13 protein-coding genes are annotated in these 17,068 nt (G+C 58.4%); 4 read left to right on the top strand and 9 right to left on the bottom strand.

The window, feature by feature from the left end; all coding sequences use genetic code 11:
• The first annotated feature begins 247 nt into the window (after window positions 1-247).
• Together AU511_RS08520 and ggt are read left to right on the top strand one after the other, a co-directional pair.
• Complete coding sequence (locus AU511_RS08520) at window positions 248-2,524, top strand: molybdopterin-dependent oxidoreductase (protein ID WP_094109383.1); 2,277 nt, start codon at window positions 248-250, stop codon at window positions 2,522-2,524.
• 187 nt (window positions 2,525-2,711) lie between these two features.
• Window positions 2,712-4,475, top strand: coding sequence for a gamma-glutamyltransferase (ggt, locus tag AU511_RS08515; protein WP_094109382.1), 1,764 nt, complete (start codon window positions 2,712-2,714; stop codon window positions 4,473-4,475).
• Window positions 4,476-4,558: 83 nt separating this feature from the next.
• Here the strand turns inward: ggt and AU511_RS08510 are convergent, their stop codons facing one another.
• Together AU511_RS08510 and AU511_RS08505 are read right to left on the bottom strand one after the other, a co-directional pair.
• Window positions 4,559-5,575: a Ppx/GppA phosphatase family protein gene (locus tag AU511_RS08510; protein ID WP_094109381.1), complete on the bottom strand. Its 1,017-nt coding sequence runs from the start codon at window positions 5,573-5,575 to the stop codon at window positions 4,559-4,561.
• A 631-nt stretch (window positions 5,576-6,206) separates the two neighbouring features.
• Window positions 6,207-6,626, bottom strand: coding sequence for a hypothetical protein (locus tag AU511_RS08505; protein ID WP_139829359.1), 420 nt, complete (start codon window positions 6,624-6,626; stop codon window positions 6,207-6,209).
• A 160-nt stretch (window positions 6,627-6,786) separates the two neighbouring features.
• On the opposite strand from AU511_RS08505, the gene AU511_RS08500 reads away from it, so the two are divergent.
• Window positions 6,787-7,977 carry a multidrug effflux MFS transporter gene (locus AU511_RS08500; protein ID WP_094101973.1) on the top strand — a complete coding sequence of 397 codons (1,191 nt, stop codon included), beginning with the start codon at window positions 6,787-6,789 and terminating at the stop codon, window positions 7,975-7,977.
• A 56-nt stretch (window positions 7,978-8,033) separates the two neighbouring features.
• Here AU511_RS08500 and fdhE read toward each other — a convergent pair whose 3' ends face one another.
• From fdhE to AU511_RS08480, 4 genes are all read right to left on the bottom strand, one after another.
• Window positions 8,034-8,957 (bottom strand): formate dehydrogenase accessory protein FdhE, encoded by a 924-nt coding sequence (fdhE, locus tag AU511_RS08495; RefSeq protein ID WP_094101974.1) that lies wholly within the window; start codon window positions 8,955-8,957, stop codon window positions 8,034-8,036.
• 442 nt (window positions 8,958-9,399) lie between these two features.
• Window positions 9,400-9,735, bottom strand: a complete 336-nt coding sequence (locus AU511_RS08490; protein ID WP_094109379.1) for a YgaC family protein — start codon at window positions 9,733-9,735, stop codon at window positions 9,400-9,402.
• Window positions 9,736-9,803: 68 nt separating this feature from the next.
• Window positions 9,804-10,523 (bottom strand): glutamine amidotransferase, encoded by a 720-nt coding sequence (locus tag AU511_RS08485; protein ID WP_094101983.1) that lies wholly within the window; start codon window positions 10,521-10,523, stop codon window positions 9,804-9,806.
• Window positions 10,524-10,759: 236 nt separating this feature from the next.
• Window positions 10,760-12,352, bottom strand: coding sequence for an ABC-F family ATPase (locus tag AU511_RS08480; protein WP_094109378.1), 1,593 nt, complete (start codon window positions 12,350-12,352; stop codon window positions 10,760-10,762).
• Window positions 12,353-12,532: 180 nt separating this feature from the next.
• Here AU511_RS08480 and AU511_RS08475 point away from each other — a divergent pair, with 180 nt between their 5' ends.
• Window positions 12,533-13,411: a PhzF family phenazine biosynthesis protein gene (locus AU511_RS08475; RefSeq protein ID WP_094109377.1), complete on the top strand. Its 879-nt coding sequence runs from the start codon at window positions 12,533-12,535 to the stop codon at window positions 13,409-13,411.
• Between the two features lie 114 nt (window positions 13,412-13,525).
• Here the strand turns inward: AU511_RS08475 and AU511_RS08470 are convergent, their stop codons facing one another.
• The 3 genes from AU511_RS08470 to nuoM all read right to left on the bottom strand — a co-directional run bounded on the left by AU511_RS08470 (window position 13,526) and on the right by nuoM (window position 17,000).
• Window positions 13,526-13,837, bottom strand: a complete 312-nt coding sequence (locus AU511_RS08470; protein WP_094101977.1) for a DUF883 family protein — start codon at window positions 13,835-13,837, stop codon at window positions 13,526-13,528.
• 157 nt (window positions 13,838-13,994) lie between these two features.
• Window positions 13,995-15,458, bottom strand: coding sequence for an NADH-quinone oxidoreductase subunit NuoN (gene nuoN / locus AU511_RS08465; protein WP_094109376.1), 1,464 nt, complete (start codon window positions 15,456-15,458; stop codon window positions 13,995-13,997).
• Window positions 15,459-15,464: 6 nt separating this feature from the next.
• Window positions 15,465-17,000 (bottom strand): NADH-quinone oxidoreductase subunit M, encoded by a 1,536-nt coding sequence (gene nuoM / locus AU511_RS08460; protein ID WP_094109375.1) that lies wholly within the window; start codon window positions 16,998-17,000, stop codon window positions 15,465-15,467.
• Window positions 17,001-17,068: the final 68 nt, after the last annotated feature.

The following is a 17,068-nucleotide window of genomic DNA, read 5'->3' as shown; positions in this document are numbered from 1 at the left end:
TTACGCCATTTGGTCAGGCGTTATCGACGCGCGTCCATCAAGGTCTTCCAGAGGTGTCATCCCACTCAGCCAAGGTGTTTAAAAATCAACCGCATGCACCTTAAGCGATATTCGTCTGCACTAAAAAAGCGCCGCCCCTCTTTACCATCCCGTCCACATCGTGTTTATTGCTTATCCGGATCATTATCCGCAGACAATACATGCCGGCTCTTCGGCGAGGAAAAACCACAGATTTTCCGAGGGCACTATGACGATCACGCGTTACCCCCATCTCGCGCACTGGGGCGCATTTACGGCCGTAGTGGAAGACGGCAGGCTGATTGGCTGCGAGCCGTTTGCCGCCGACCCCGATCCATCGCCGATGCTCGACAGCATTGTGCCGCTGGTCTACTCGCCGCAACGCATCCGTAAACCCGCCGTCCGCCGTTCCTGGCTGGCTAAACGGGAAAACAGCGACACCTCGCTGCGCGGCAAAGAGCCGTTTGTGGAGGTGGACTGGGACGTCGCGCTGGATCTGGTGGCCGAAGAAAACCGGCGCGTGCGCGACCGCTACGGCGCAGAGGGTCTGTTCGCCGGCTCCTACGGCTGGTCCTCCGCCGGACGCTATCACCACGCGCGCTCGCAGGTGCGCCGCTTCTACTTCAGCGGCGGCGGCGCGGTCGATCAGGCGGGTAACTATAGCTGGGGCGCGGCGCAGTTCTTCCTGCCTTACGTCATCGGCACTTTCCATCCGCTCACCGGTAAAGTCACCGAATGGCGCAGCGTGGCGGATCATTGCCAGCTGTTCATTGCCTTTGGCGGCCTGGCGCTGAAAAATGCGCAGGTAGCCTCCGGCGGCGCAGGTCAGCATACGCTGAAAGTCGCGCTAGAGACGCTCAAGGCACGAGGGATTCCGGTCATTAACATCAGTCCGATGCGCGACGACTGCCCGGCGTTCGTCGACGCGGAATGGATACCGATTCGCCCCAACACCGACGTGGCGCTGATGCTGGCGCTGGGCTTTGAGATCCGCCGTCTCGGGGCCGATGATCGCGCGTTTCTCGAACGCTACTGCGTGGGCTACGAGGCGCTGAGCGACTATCTCGACGGCCATACCGACAGCACGCCGAAAACGCCTGAGTGGGCCAGCGCCATCACCGGTATACCGGCCGAGCGGATCGCGCGGCTTGCTCAACAACTCATCGGCGTGCGCAGCTTTATCACCTGTTCCTACTCCGTACAGCGCGCGCATCGCGGCGAGCAGCCCTACTGGATGATGATCGCCCTGTCCGCCATGTTGGGTCAGGTCGGTTTGCCCGGCGGCGGCTTCTCGTTCGGACACGGCTCGATGAACAGCGTCGGCAACGAACGGATCGCCACCCCCGCCCCGGCCTCGCCCTCCGTACCGAATCGCGGCAGCATCATCCCCGTCGCGCGCATCGCCGACATGCTGTTGCAGCCCGGTCAGCCCTACACGTTCCAGGGCCAGACGCACACCTACCCGGATATCCATCTGATCCACTGGGCGGGCGGCAACCCATTTCATCACCACCAACAGCTCAACCGGCTGGTGGAAGGCTGGCGCAAACCGGATACCGTGGTCGTGCAAGATATTGTCTGGACGCCCGCCGCCCGCATGGCCGATATCGTGCTGCCGGTCACCACCACGCTGGAACGCAACGATATCGGCGGCTCCTCGCGGGATCGCTACATTTTCGCCATGCATCAGGCCATCGCGCCCCAGCATCACGCGCGTAACGACGTCGATATCTTCAGCGAGCTGGCGGAACGGCTGGGCTACGGAGACGACTTCACGCAGGGCCGCAGCGAGCGCGACTGGCTGGCGATGATGTACCAGCAGTGCCGCGAACGTCAGGGCGACACCGGGCAGACATGGCCGGACTTCGAGGCATTCTGGCGTCAGGGTTACGTCGAAATTCCAATGGACGATAAGCCGTTCGTCTTCTTCGAAGCGTTCCGCGACAACCCGGAGCAGCACGCGCTGAAGACCCCCAGCGGTAAAATCGAGCTGTTCAGCGAAACGCTGGCCGGCTACCGCTACGATGACTTCGGTCCGCATCCCGAGTGGCGTCCGCCGGTCGAGTGGCTGGGCGCCGATATAGCGCAACAATGGCCGCTTCACTTTATCTCTATCCAGCCTTCGGACCGGCTGCATAGCCAGCTCGGCAGCACGCCTCAGGTCGCCGCCAACATGACGGCCGGGCGCGAGACGCTCTATATGCACCCGCAGGATGCGGCCGCGCGCAATATCGCCGACGGCATGCAGGTCGAGGTCTATAACACGCGCGGACGCATTTACGGCGGGGTCAAAATCACCGACGGGGTCACGCCGGGCGTGGTGATTATGTCCACCGGCGCGTGGTTCGATCCGGGCTGGGAGCAGAAAGAGTGGGACAAGGTGGAGAAATCCGGCAACGCTAACGTGCTGACGCTGGATATCGGCACTTCTTCCCTCACCCAAGGCCCCAATGCCATGAGCTGTTTGGTCGAAGTGGTCGCCGCACCGGAAAATGCGGCGGTCTGACGTCTCCACTACCGGCCCTCGCAACGAGGGCCGATGCTTTTTGCCACGTCTTGGTCTTCCTCTCTCAATTTAGGGTATCGAAAGGTTCCCTCATCGGATTCGGCTCCGTATGCTGTTTAGCCACCGGCGAACACCATGACCGGTCATAAAACCAACAGAGTAGGTATGCGTTCGACAGGAGATAGGGATGACATCAGGAAAATGGCGGTTGGCATTAAGCTTATCAGGGCTCCTCACCGCAGGGCCGGCCTCAGCGGTCTCCATTCCGGCCGTGGAGGCAAAGCAAGGCATGGTGGTGAGTTCTCAGCACCTGGCTTCACAGGTCGGCGTTGATATTCTGAAAAAGGGGGGGAATGCAGTGGATGCGGCGGTCGCCGTCGGCTACGCCCAGGCGGTGGTGAACGCCTGTTGCGGCAATATCGGCGGCGGCGGTTTTATGACCCTGCATCTGGCGAACGGCAAAGATACCTTCATCAACTTCCGCGAAACCGCGCCAGCGGCGGCGAAAGCCGATATGTATCTGGACGCGGAAGGCAAAGTGAAGCCCGGCGCCAGCCTGTATGGCTATCTGGCGGTCGGCGTGCCCGGCACCGTGATGGGGCTGGAAACCGCGCGTGAAAAATATGGGACGATGAGCCGTCAGCAGCTGCTGGCGCCAGCCATCAAACTGGCTCGCGACGGGTTTATCCTCAACCGCGGCGATACCGATATCATGAACACGACCGTGAAACGTTTCCGACAAGATCCTGAAGCGGCCCGCCTCTTCCTGCGGCCGGACGGTTCTCCGATGCAGCCGGGTGATCGGCTGGTGCAAAAAGATCTGGCCCGCACCCTGCAAAGCATCGCCGATCGCGGTCCCGACGCTTTCTATAAGGGAGCGCTACCGCGCACAATTGAAGCGGCAGCAAAACAAGGCGGCGGTATCATCACCGCGGCGGACTTCGCCCGCTATACGGTCACGGAGACCGCGCCGATTAGCTGCACCTATCGGGGCTATAAATTTATCTCTTCCCCGCCGCCCAGCTCCGGCGGCGTGACGCTGTGCGAAACGCTGAACGTTCTGGAAGGCTATGATCTCAAAAGCATGGGCGTCAACTCCGCACAGGCGATCCACACATTGACTGAGGCGCTGCGCCACGCCTACAAAGATCGCAACACCTACCTGGGCGATCCGGCATTTGTACGCAACCCTATCGATCATCTGCTGAGCGAAACCCACGCCGCGGAGATTCGCAGCCAGATCGACCCGGAAAGGGCCACCCCGTCGACGCAGGTTACGCCCGGCGCTGAACCGCGTGAGAAGCCGGAAACCACCCATTATTCCATCGTCGACAATCAGGGAAATGCGGTATCAACCACCTATACCGTCAACGGGCGTTTTGGCGCAGTCGTCATTGCGCCCGGCACCGGCTTCTTCCTGAACGATGAAATGGATGACTTCACCGCCAAAGTCGGCGAAAAGAACCTCTACGGTTTGGTTCAGGGGGAGCGGAACGCCATCGCGCCGGGCAAACGGCCGCTGTCATCCATGAGCCCGTCGCTGGTCACCAAGGACGGCAAGATTTTCCTGGTGCTAGGATCGCCCGGCGGCTCGCGTATTATCAGCATCACGCTGCAAACGGCATTGAATATTATCGACTTCGGGATGACGCCGCAGGAAGCGGTAGATGCGCCGCGCATCCATCATCAGTGGCTGCCGGACGAGGTTTATTATGAACGCCGCGGCTTGTCCGCCGATACGCTGAAGCTGCTGGCGGAACGCGGGTATAAGATGGTCGAACAAACGCCCTGGGGCGCCGCCGAGCTGATTATGGTCGGTCTGCCCGGTATTCAAGGCGTGGAGCCCGCCAATTCAGGCAATGACTCCGCCGTGTCCGATAAAGTCCGCGAAGGGTATCTGTATGGCGCCAATGACTCCCGGCGTCCTGCGGGCTCAGCTGTAGGGTACTAAAAGAAAACGAACGACACGCACGATGCGCAGAGGCCGCCCCCCTTCCTGAAGACGGCCTCTGCGCAGATAACGCTGAGGGGTAATTACTGCAGTAAAACGCCTTGAATCAGGCTGGCTTTCACCACATGCACTTCCGCAATATCAAGCGCCTCCATGAAGCCTTCAACCAGCAACAGGTTTGTCACGTCCGTGGCTTTGTATTTGCCCTGTAACTGCGAATCATCCATATGGCTTTTTTTGCCGATGATGTTCTTCAACTCCTCCAGACGATAGCTGTTGCGCCCCGTGCCGAGCTGGCCGGAAATGGAATAGCTGTGCACGCCGCCGATGCCGATGACCAGTTTGCGCGCCGCGGCGAGACGGATCTCGGGCCGGACGTGTGTCGTCGCGTAGAAACGAACAAAACGCAAGATCATCGGCAGCTGATCGCCGATTGGGTTAGGTGAGGAGACCGCCCGCAAATCCTTGTTCTGGAAAACATCAATCACCATGTCCTTCAGGCTGACCGCCGCCAGCTTACCCAGATAGACGACCGGCTTTAGGTGCCCGTTGATCGGTTCGAAGCTGGTCATCTGCATGGAGCCGCCGCCGATATCCCACACCAGAATGTCGCTATTGCTCAGCGCGGGTTGATTGAGCGTGGCTTTCGCTGACATAAATCCCAGCAGCGCCTCTTGCTCCTGGCTGAGCACTTTGATCGACAGCCCGGTGTTACGTTCGTAGTCGGCGATCACCTGCTCACCGTTGCTGGCGGAACGAAAAACTTCCGTCGCCACGCCGCTGATGCGGGTCGGGTGCCACTGATTCACCTCATGGAGCAGCGACTGCAACGTCGCCAACCCTTCGTTGGCGATAGCCGGGCTCAGCTCGCCGTTGAGGGAACGCGCCAGATCCGCGTTGTAGCCGACGGGTTGCTCGTGTTGATACAAGACATTGCCGAGTACGCCGTGACAGACATCCACCTCTGCGACCATCGCTTTAGTGGTGCCGGAGCCGATGTCGAAGCCGGCACGGGTTTCAATACAGTCCGAAGCCTGTACATAACCGATACTTAAAAAAAAGCCGGCAAGTGCCAGCAGGCTGCGTGTAGCTTTTATCATGGTAGTCCCTTGATCTCGGCCGTTCCCACGGTCAGAAGTAGCACCTAACGCTACGCAAGCGTTTCAGCCATTCAGAACGGAATCTGGGATGCGGCGCGATGGTTATAATTGTTTTGGATCCCCAACGGGGAGCATGTCAGGTCGCATAACACCCTCATGGTGACGAGCGTGGCGGGCCATCCAACTTGCGTCATTGCGAACACATTGTGTGATGACGTCACCGTGACATACCGTCCCGAAGGCCGCTTGACGGGGAATAACCGTCCTACGGCCCCCGTAAGCGCGCCCATAATGCGATATGGCGGGGGGCGGGTCAAATGTCCGAGCCAAATAGTTTGCAGTATATTTAGCTAATCTAATGCCTTTCCTTACAATAACTTAACCTTTGTTATGCTATTTTGAAACGCGCTTGGGAGAGCGTCGTGTGGGCCTGCGGTTCCATGGTGTAAGCATAGAGGTAAAGCAGGGTCTCGCCAGTACAGATATTCCCTTCCCAGTTGCGAGCGGAAAACCATCGGCCGTTTTCTGGCGCGGCGTTGCGCTCGATTTGTCTTGTCCAGCGATCACACCTATCATTTTGATCTGGGAAAGTTAACAAGATAATGAATTCCCGCAGTTTCCCCCGGAGCCGCTAATGCCGACAGATACCCGCAACAATTTCCTTTTTCGCAAGCGGCTGGCTCTCTTTCGTGCCGTAGCGCGCTTGGGTTTTTGCCAGACGGGTTTCCACGTCGCCGGTAAGGCCGACCCTGCCGATGCGGTGGGTCCTGGCAGCGTGCCCTACTCCCACAGGTTCGCGCACAAGGACGCTGACATTAAAGAGAAGACGCCGCGTATCTCGCCGCTGAAACGATATTTTCATCATGCGGCACACAGGCCGGATATCCCGGTCAGTCATCGCTACGGTGATGGGATACACCGCCACTGCGGCGACAAGGCCGTGCTGCTCGACGTCGTCATAGCCTGCCGTCTCCCCACACGACAGGAAGCCCGAAGACCGGACAGTTCCCGCTATTTGGCCGAGGCTCAGAGGCTGGAGAAGTGTGGTCAACGACTCCCGCAGGCCTCCATCGCCGCTTGGGGGGAACAAATGCCGCACTGGCGCAGGACTTATCCATGCGCACACGGCCGTCATCCCTTGCTCCTCGGCCGCCTCGACATGCGCCGTATCAACACATTGTCATCCTGCTTTTTTTGGAAAAAGAGACTCTATGAAAAAACACGCCCCTACCCGTCTGGGCTATGCGCTCATGCTAGGTTCCCTCGCCGCTCTCGGCCCGTTGTGCACCGATTTGTATTTGCCCGCGCTGCCGCAGTTAACGAACGAGCTCAACACCTCCAATTCGACCGCTCAGCTTAGCTTGACCGCCGGACTGCTGGGGCTCGGCGGCGGCCAGCTGATTTTTGGGCCGCTCAGCGATGCGCTCGGCCGCATGCGTCCCCTGCTATTTTCTCTGGCGCTGCTCCTGGCCACCTCAATCTGGTGCGCCCTCGCCACCGATATCCATCAGCTGCTGGCGGCACGTCTGTTACAGGGCATTGCCGGGGCCGGCGGCGCCGTATTATCGCGCGCAGTAGCCCGCGATCTGTATGCCGGACATGAACTGACCCGCTTTTTCGCCCTATTGATGTTGGTGAATGGGCTGGCACCGATCTTTGCGCCGGTGTTGGGCGGCGCGCTGATGGGCCTGACCGACTGGCGCGGTATCTTCGTCGCACTGGCGATAGTCGCCATGATCTTGCTGCTCATGTCGGCATTCCGTATGCACGAGACGCTGCCGCAAGATCGCCGCATTCGCGGCGGGCTCGGTGCAATGCTGTCATCGCTCGGCGACCTGCTAAAAGAACGTCAGTTTATGGGAATGTGTCTGGCACAGGGTCTGTCGGGCGCCGGGATGTTCGCCTACATCGGGGCGTCCCCGTTTGTGCTGCAGCAAATCTACGGCCTGAGCCCGCAGATGTTTAGCCTGTGCTTCGCCCTGAACGGTATCGGCCTGATTGTCGCCGGACAGCTATCCGCCCGCTTCAGCCGAAATCATCAGGAAGAGCGCGTTCTTCGCGTGGGGTTGACGATTGCGGTGCTGTCTTCGGCGATACTGCTCACCGCCGGTCTGACGCAGGCATCGCTGGTGTGGATTTTGGTCCCGTTGTTTTTCGCCGTCGCGATGATTGGCGTCATTGGCCCGTGCGCCTCAGCGCTGGCCATGCAAAGTCAGGGGAATCAGGCGGGAAGCGCTTCGGCGCTAATTGGTCTCAGCATGTTCGCGCTGGGCGCATTGAGCGTGCCGCTGACGGGACTGGCGGGCACCAGCGCCACGTCGATGGCGCTGGTGATGTTAGGATGTTACGCGCTGGCCGTGCTGTCCTATGTGCTGCTCGTCGTTAAAACACGCGCGGCCTAAGGCTTTTAACCTGATAGCGCCCTGGTCTCAGGGCGCTGTCGTCTTCCCCGCGCGACTCAGATTGCGCTTTCCGGGAACAAAAAGGGATTGATGCTACTGCGAAAGAAGCCTTCCTCTTCCATTCTGATATCCAAAACCACCGACGCCAGATCGTCCGCTACCGCTTCCACCCGGCAGTCTTTCTCCTGATAGAGCAGCTTGATGTAGGTGCCGCAGTCGCCACAGCTTTCCGTCTGGTTAGCCGTCAGATCGTCCTCCAGCGACCAGTAACTCAGATGTTCCGACTGTTCGCAGTTGCTGCATATTACGCGCGCCATGTGCCATTCCGTTTCACACAGGTTGCAGTGCAGGTAACGCAGACCGCTTTCCGCCCCCATATGCACCACACCGGAGACCGGGATGCCGCCGCACACCGGACAGAACTGGCGATGTTCGCCTTCCTCTGGGAGCACTTGGCCGGGCAGTTGGCTCGCCATCTGCGCCCAGTACAGCGACAGCGCGGCCCACACGAAGGGGGCTTTGTCATTGCTCTCGGCACTAAACGATTGGCTGAACAACGCATCGGCCAACGCCTCCTTCTCCGGCACGGACATCTTTTCCAGATTTTCCAGCGCGCTGAGGATCTGGCCGTTCATCTGCGGCTTCAACTCCTCAATCAGCGCCTGCAGCAACGTTAGCCAGTGCGCATCGCGCCGGAAATGCCCGGCGTCCAACGGCGGCTTTCCGCCCGTTTGCAGGAGGGAGGTGAAATCCATCTTTAGCGGATGATCGTGCTGGACGTGCTGCTGGGCTTCCACCACCTGAGCGGCAAACGTCAGGTAGTCGCCCAGCGGGTGATCATCTGCCAGTTGACGCAGCCGTTCGGCGCGGCCGCTGTAAAGGCTTTTCAGGTTGGCGAACAGCAACGACGGGACCGTTCCCAGCGTGGTCGTCGCCGCCTCGCCTGCAGGCTGTTCCTGAGGAACAATATGAAAACTCATCAGGGTTCTTTTCCGGTTGTAGTGACAGTGACGGACTGACCATAATCAGCCAGAACGACGCGCTTCCAAGGGGAGTATACCCCACATGCGTTATTCGTTCCCGGCGGCGCCAGCCGCTGGAACTCAACGGTGCAACGTTGCACCGTGTCACTTTAAGTGTAGGACGAAAATACCTTTTTGACCGGTTTAGCGAGTCTGAGGGTCTCTTGCGTGGAGGGGAGTCGTGCGGAATAGGTGTTTTCGCAGCGTCGCATGCGCCCGTGTTAAGCGTTTCACCGCCCTGCCGAACCCTGCGCGTGTCGTCATCATTCCGCACCCGTCTTTCAGGAACAAAGCGGTCAAGTGTAGCCCCGCTCGGCGGCCGGTCTTTTCAGACCGCGAGTCGCTCGCGGCCAACAAAGAGAACGATGCGCGGGGCTCGCCGCTCGCGCGCAAAGCGCATTCAGCCGAACATCCGCTCGATATAACGAGACAGCATGGCCCGTGAGGTGAAACCATGCGGAATCCCTACATAAGACGGTGTTTCAGACTCTGGATCGCGTGGAAAACGCTCATAGGCCGGGCTGCTGCGCAGCGTTTCCGCGGGATGCGCGTATTTCAGACTTTTCGCACCCTGATTAGGGTGGATGACAACGGCGGTACGCCCCATTCTAGCCTCGCGATTCACATAGACGTAGTGCTCGCCTTTGTAGAACCCATAGGCTTTATCCGTCACGGTATCGCGAGTAAATCCTTCTTTCTCAAATACTTGAGCTACTTCATCAGGGCGTAAATACATCAATTGTCCTCCCTCTACGCTAATCTGAGGGAGTGACCATAACTCATTGAATTCGAGGGACAACCGGACTACTCCGAACCTGCCCTAGCCGCTAGCCGTGCCTGGCGCACGAACTCCACCAATAGCCGACGCGCCCAACGGGGTTCTTCCGGCATCGTCAGCGTCGGCTGCCGACTGTTTCTCAGACAGGCGTTCATCACGCTCGCATCCATTTCCGGGTGGAACTGAAAGGACAGCGCAGTAGGCGAATAGCGCAGGATCTGGCAACGGTCCAACGCTGATGACGCGAGTACCTGCGCGCCCGGCGGCGGCGTCACCACCGACTGTAAATGCGTCAGATAGGCGCTGAAATGGGTCGGCAGTTCGGATAGCAAATTATCCTGCGCCGCCAACGGCTCGAGCGAGACGGTTTCGAGCCCGACTTCCTTCCCCTGCGGGTTATCGGTCACCGTTCCACCCAGTGCATCCGCCAGCAGTTGGTGTCCATAACAGATGCCCAGTAGCGGCAGCTGTTCGTCCATCGCCTGCCGCAACCATGCGCCCGTTCGTTCGCTCCACTCCAACCGGTCGGTGACCATGGCCCAGGAGCCGGTCACGATCGCGGCGGTAAAAGAGGAAGGCGACGGCAACGTCTCGTTCAAGTCGGGACGAACAATCAGCAGTTCGTCGAGTTCCAGCGGCGCCAGCGCGCTGCGGAACCAGTCCGATTGCTGGCCGACATCGGCTGCGATAGGGGCAGGAGGCTGCCCCATCTGGATAATCAAAACAGGTTTTTCGGTACGATTCATGCGTTTTTCTTCCAGCCAGCGTGAAAAGAATCCCGCTGAACGTAGCATTGCCTCGGTCATTTGTCATCGCCGAGATGCGTCGCCAAGTACGCGGCGTCTTAAGCACCGAGCGGACGACAATAAGGACCCGGTTCGACGGGAAAAAGCGCTAAATCACGCGTCGAGTTTCGCCGACAAAAAAGCCGTCGCAAAAGCGACGGCTCGATACTACGGCAAGGAAACTACTACGCCGGGCGTTATTCGATCCCGCGACTACGCAGATAGTCCTCATAGCTGCCGGTAAAGTCGATGACCTTCTCAGGCGTGATTTCCAGCACTCGGGTCGCCAGTGAGCTGACGAATTCTCGGTCGTGCGAGACGAAGATCAGCGTCCCCTGGAACATTTCGAGCGCCATGTTTAACGATTCGATGGATTCCATATCCAGGTGGTTGGTCGGTTCATCCATGATCAGCACGTTGGGCCGCTGCATCATTAATTTGCCGAACAGCATCCGCCCTTTTTCCCCGCCGGACAGCACTTTCACTTTCTTACGAATGTCGTCCTGTGAGAACAACAGACGGCCCAGTACGCTACGCACCGCCTGCTCGTCGTCGTTCTCCTGCTTCCACTGGCTCATCCAATCAAAGACCGTTAGCTCATCGTCAAACTCATATTCGTGATCCTGCGCATAGTAGCCAATCTGCACATTTTCAGACCATTTGACGGTGCCGACATCCGGTTCCAGGTCGCCGACCAGCGTTTTCAACAGCGTTGTTTTACCAATGCCGTTAGTCCCGAGCACTGCAACTTTCTCACCGACTTCGACCAGCAGTTTGAGCTTGCTAAATAGCGGGCTGTTGTCGAATCCTTTCGCCAAATCCTCGATTTCCAACGCGTTACGGAACAGCTTTTTATCCTGCTCGAAACGGATGAAGGGGTTCTGACGGCTGGAAGCCTTGATCTCTTCAAGCTGGATTTTGTCGATTTGGCGCGCGCGCGACGTGGCCTGACGCGATTTCGATGCGTTTGCGCTGAAGCGGCTGACGAACGACTGCAATTCGGCAATCTGCGCCTTTTTCTTGGCGTTGTCCGCCACCAGACGCTCGCGCGCCTGCGTGGCTGCCGTCATGTATTCGTCGTAGTTGCCCGGGTAGAGACGCAGTTCGCCGTAATCCAGGTCCGCCATGTGCGTACACACCATGTTCAGGAAGTGTCGGTCATGGGAAATGATAATCATGGTGCTGTTACGTTCATTTAGCACCTGCTCCAACCAGCGAATGGTATCGATGTCCAGGTTGTTGGTCGGTTCATCGAGCAGCAGAATATCCGGGTTGGCAAACAGCGCCTGCGCCAACAGCACGCGCAGTTTCCAGCCCGGCGCGACTTCGCTCATCGGACCGTAATGCTGTTCCAGCGGGATCCCCACGCCCAGCAGCAGCTCACCCGCGCGCGCTTCGGCGCTATATCCGTCCATTTCACCGTATTTCACTTCCAGATCGGCCACTTTATAGCCGTCTTCTTCGCTCATTTCCGGCAGCGCGTAAATACGGTCCCGCTCCTCTTTCACGTCCCACAGTTCGGCATGGCCCATGATGACCGTGTCCAGTACCGAATACGCTTCGAACGCGAACTGGTCCTGGCGCAACTTGCCCAGACGCTCATTCGGATCCAGAGAAACATTGCCGCCGCTGGGGGTCAGGTCGCCGCCCAGAATTTTCATAAAGGTCGATTTACCGCAGCCGTTGGCGCCGATCAGGCCATAGCGGTTACCCCCGCCGAATTTGACGGAAATGTTCTCAAAAAGCGGCTTACTGCCGAATTGCATCGTTATGTTATTCGTTACCAGCACAGTATTTACTCAGATCTAAATGTGATTTGCCGCACATTATGCCACAAGCAGCCCTCAGAATCCCGGCCATCTACGCGCACTATTTAATCAGAGACGTATCTGTGAGATTCTGATTATAAACAAGTGCTAATCTTGGATAATAAAACCTATTATGTCGAAAACCTCCTGAAGGAAGCGCAAATGTCATCAAAGCGTCAGTTTAAACAGGTCGATGTCTTCACCCACCATGATTTCCAGGGTAATCCGCTGGCCGTCATTCTGGACGCTGAAGGGCTGAGTGATGAGCAGATGCAGGCCATCGCCCGATGGACCAATCTTTCAGAAACGACCTTTGTGCTGCCGCCGACGGACCCAACGGCGGATTACCTGGTTCGCATTTTCACCCCGTCGCATGAGCTGCCTTTTGCCGGCCATCCAACGCTGGGCACGGCGCATGCATTGCTGGAAGCGGGACTCACGCCGCATGTCCCGGAACAACTGATCCAGCAGTGCGGCGTCGGCCTGATTCCCATCAATTTGTCCGACAACGGCCAATTGGCCTTCAGATCGCCGGAAGCCGCCATCGATGCGGTGGACGCAAGCCACTACGCACTGATTGACACTGCGCTCGGCAGCAATCATCGTCACGGCGACGTGCCGCCTACCGTCGTCAGTATGGGGATCAGTTGGATGGTCGTGCGGATGGACAGCGCCGCGTCCTGCCTGGGCGTCAGAATCGCTCAGCCCGCATTTGAAAAACTGCTGGCGGCGACAGGGGCCGAGGGCATCGCCATCTACGGCCCGCACGAAAATGCCACGCCGACCGATTACGAAGTCCGCGCGTTTTTCCTGCTGGACAGCGTGATAGAAGATCCCGTGACCGGGAGCGCGAATGCCTGTATTGCCCGCGCACTGCAGCATGGCAACGATCTGGATAAAGTCACGGGAAAATTGGGCTACAGCGTCCGCCAGGGCACCATGCTGTACCGTAACGGGCGCGTCAATGTCGCCTACATTGACAGTCAGCCGTGGATTGGCGGCTACAGTCGCACCTTGATTGACGGTACGCTCAACGTCTGAGTCCTTTCCACCCGCAGCGCACCAGGCATAAACAACAGGCGCCGTATCCATGATGAGGATACGGCGCCTGTTCAGTCAACGGCGTCGACAACATACGACGTCACGAAAGAAACCTTATTTACGGGCGAGCAAAATCCCTAACACCAGCCCGACTGACGCGCCGATGCCTAAGCCATGCCATGGGTTATCCTGAATATAACTGTCCGCCTTCTTCGCAAACTTTTTGGCCCGATGGCGGCAGCCTTTGGAAGTCCCCAGGCGTGAACGAACATCTTGCAACGAGTCAAAGGCCTGCTTTTTGAGATCCTCATAGGCGCTGTCTGCGTAATCGCCGGAATATTTCAAAAGCTCGTCCAGCGTGGTGGACAGCAGCTTCACGTCGTCCTCGATACTCACTTCTTGTGAATGTTTATCATGCGGTGCCATTATTTTCTCCTGTGGGTGAAAATGCGCTAACCCTATAACTATAGATAACCTGACGCCGATGCGTGGCCGAATCACAACAGATAATTCCTCATTATCTGGCCATGGTCATAAAAAAAGCCGCGACACGTCGCGGCTTTCATCATTGACTCACCGGAAATTACATCAATGGCTGCGCCATCTGTACCAGCGAAATCAGCGGCTGGGGATAAAGGCCCAGCGCGACGACGACGATGGCGGAAAGCACCACCACCACGCCGCCCAGAGAGAACGGACACACCGCCGCGTCGTTCTGGCTCGAGACCTGCGCCGGTGGTTTGGAGAGATACAAATTCACCATGGCACGTAGGTAGTAGTAAAGGCCAATAGCGCTGCCGACGACCACAGCCGCCGTCAACCACCACAGCTGCGCGTTCACGCTGACCGCCAGTACGTAGAACTTGCCGAAGAAGCCCAGCGTCATCGGGATCCCCGCCAGCGACAGCATCATGACAGACATGGACGCGGCCAGCACCGGACGACGCCAGAACAGGCCTCGGTACGCTGCCAGCGAATCTTCATCAGCGCCGCGATAAGGACTGGAGATCAGGCTGACGACGCCGAATGCGCCCAGGCTGCTGAACAGATAACCGACCAGATAGACACCGACCGTTTCCAGCGCCAGTTGATGGGACTGCACGGCAATCAGCGCAACCAGCAGATAGCCCATGTGCGCGATGGAGGAGTAACCCAGCAGACGTTTGATATTGGTCTGCGCCACCGCCATCACGTTACCCACAATGATAGAGACAAGGGCCACTACGGCTAACGCCAACCGCACAGACTCGCCGTCGACCAGCGGGGCGTACAGGAACAGGCGCATGACCGCGCCGAAGATGGCAATCTTGCTCGCCGTCGCCAGAAAGGTTGAGACCGGCGCGGGCGCGCCCTGATACACATCCGGCGTCCACAAGTGGAACGGCGCCAGAGACAGCTTAAAGCCAATGCCCACAATCATCATACCCAGCCCCGCCAACAGTAGCGGCTGATACAGCTGCTGATCGCTCAGGCTTTTGCCCAGACTGGCGAAGCTCAAGTCGCCGGAGCCGGCGTAGACCAGCGCCATCCCGAACAACAGGAAAGAGGACGCGGCGGCGGACAGCAGCATGTATTTAACGGCCGCTTCCAGCGATCTCGCCTGACGGAAAGCGTAGCCCACCAGCCCAAACAGCGGCAGCGAGATCAGCTCAATACCGATGAACAGCGACGCCAAATGGTTGGCGCTGGCCAGCAGCACGCCGCCTAACGTGGCGATGAGCACGAGCAGGTAGAACTCGTCGCGGTTATCCGAATATCCCTTGAGCCAGGCGTAGCCGTAGAGGCAGGTCGCCAATCCAGCCGCCAGCACCAAGCCGGTGTACAGCATCGAATAGCCGTCCACGCGAATCAGCGGCGTCACGTCCGCAGGCCCGGCCTGACCGACCCAATAGAGGGCGGCCAGCGACATCCCCAGGCCGATGACAGAGAGAGAGGCATTCACAACGTGGTTGCGTCGCCACGCAATGGACAGCATCACAACCACTACCGTTAATCCGACAAGGAGTAGCGGCGAAAGCGCGATCAGTTGTTGAGGAGTTATTGTCATGGCGAATTAAAGCCTTGTTGTTGAAATAATGGAACTCTGAACCGACGACGTAAACCACTGTTGAATATTGGTCATCGCCGCGCTGGACGTATCCAGAACCGGCTGAGGATAAATACCCAGCGCCACCAGCAGCACAATCAGCAGCAATATGATCGACAGCTCGCGCGTCGTCATTCCAGCCAGCGGTGCATCGGATTTCGGTGCGCCATAGTAGGCGCGTTGCATCATGATCAACGAGTACACCGAGGCGAACACCAAACCAAAGGTGGAGATAACCGTAATCACCGGCACCACCTGATAGCTGCCGAACAGGATCATGAATTCGCCGACGAAGTTACCGGTTCCCGGCATCCCCAACGTCGCTACCGCGAAGAACAGCGACACGGCGGGCAGATAGCGAATACGGCCCCACAGTCCCCCCATCTCGCGCATATCCCGCGTTTGCAGACGTTCATACAGCTGACCGCAGATGATAAACATCCCGGCAGCTGACAAACCGTGTGCAATCATCTGCACTACCGCGCCCTGATACGCCAGCTGATTGCCGGAGTAGATGGCGACCATGACGAAGCCCATGTGAGACACGGAGGTGTAGGCCACCAGGCGTTTGATATCGGTCTGTTTGAACGCCAGCCAGGCGCCGTAGAAAATGCTGATGACACCCAACCACATGGCGATTGGCGCAAATTCATGAGACGTGGTGGGAAACAGCGGCAGACTAAAGCGCAGCAAGCCGTAGGCCGCGGTCTTCATCAGCAGCCCCGACAGATCGACTGAACCCGCTGTCGGCGCCAGCGCATGCGCATCCGGCGACCAGCCGTGAACCGGCACCAGCGGCATTTTCACCGCGAAGGCGATGAAGAAGCCCAGCATCAGCAGATATTCCACGCCGTGGGACATTTCGGTACGCAGCAGGGCGTCATAGTTAAACGTCCAAACGCCGGTAGACGCGTGGTGCGCCAGCACCAGCCCCAGAATGGCGATCAGCATCACCAGACCACTCGTCTGCGTATAAATGAAGAACTTGGTCGCGGCCTTGCTGCGGGCGCGCTCGTCCGCGCCTTCGTGACCCCATACGGCGATCAGGAAGTACATTGGGACCAGCATCATTTCCCAGAAGAAGAAGAACAGGAACAGATCCACCGCCACAAACACCCCGATCACCCCGACCAGCGTCAATAGCAGGTTGAGGTGAAACAAGCCCGAACGGCGATGCTTTTCATTCCACGAACACAGGATGGACAGCAGTCCCAGCAGCGCGGTCAGCACGACCATCAACAGCGACAGGCCATCCAGCGCCAGATGGAAACCGATGCCGAAGCGTGGGATCCACGGTGCGTCAAACACTTCTTGCCATTGCGGCACGCCGTGCGGCACCGCCAGAGAATAGCCACCCTGCAGCCAAAGCTGTACGGATAGCGCCAGTGTCAACCCCATAGTCATCAGTGCGATCCAACGCGGCAAGTTGGCGCCGAATCGCTCGAACAGCCAGCTTAGCAGACCGCCGATAAGGGGGATAAGAAGTAGCCAAGGTAGTAGCATGGCGTTTTGTGTCCCTAAATATAAAGAAAACGAGAAACTTGCTGCCGGCAGGGACGCCTGACTCAGAC

The organism is Lonsdalea iberica (assembly GCF_002111585.1).
In the GTDB taxonomy this organism is placed as follows: domain Bacteria; phylum Pseudomonadota; class Gammaproteobacteria; order Enterobacterales; family Enterobacteriaceae; genus Lonsdalea; species Lonsdalea iberica.
Note: the sequence above shows the minus strand (reverse complement) of the source record. Positions and strands in the feature narration are given on the sequence as shown.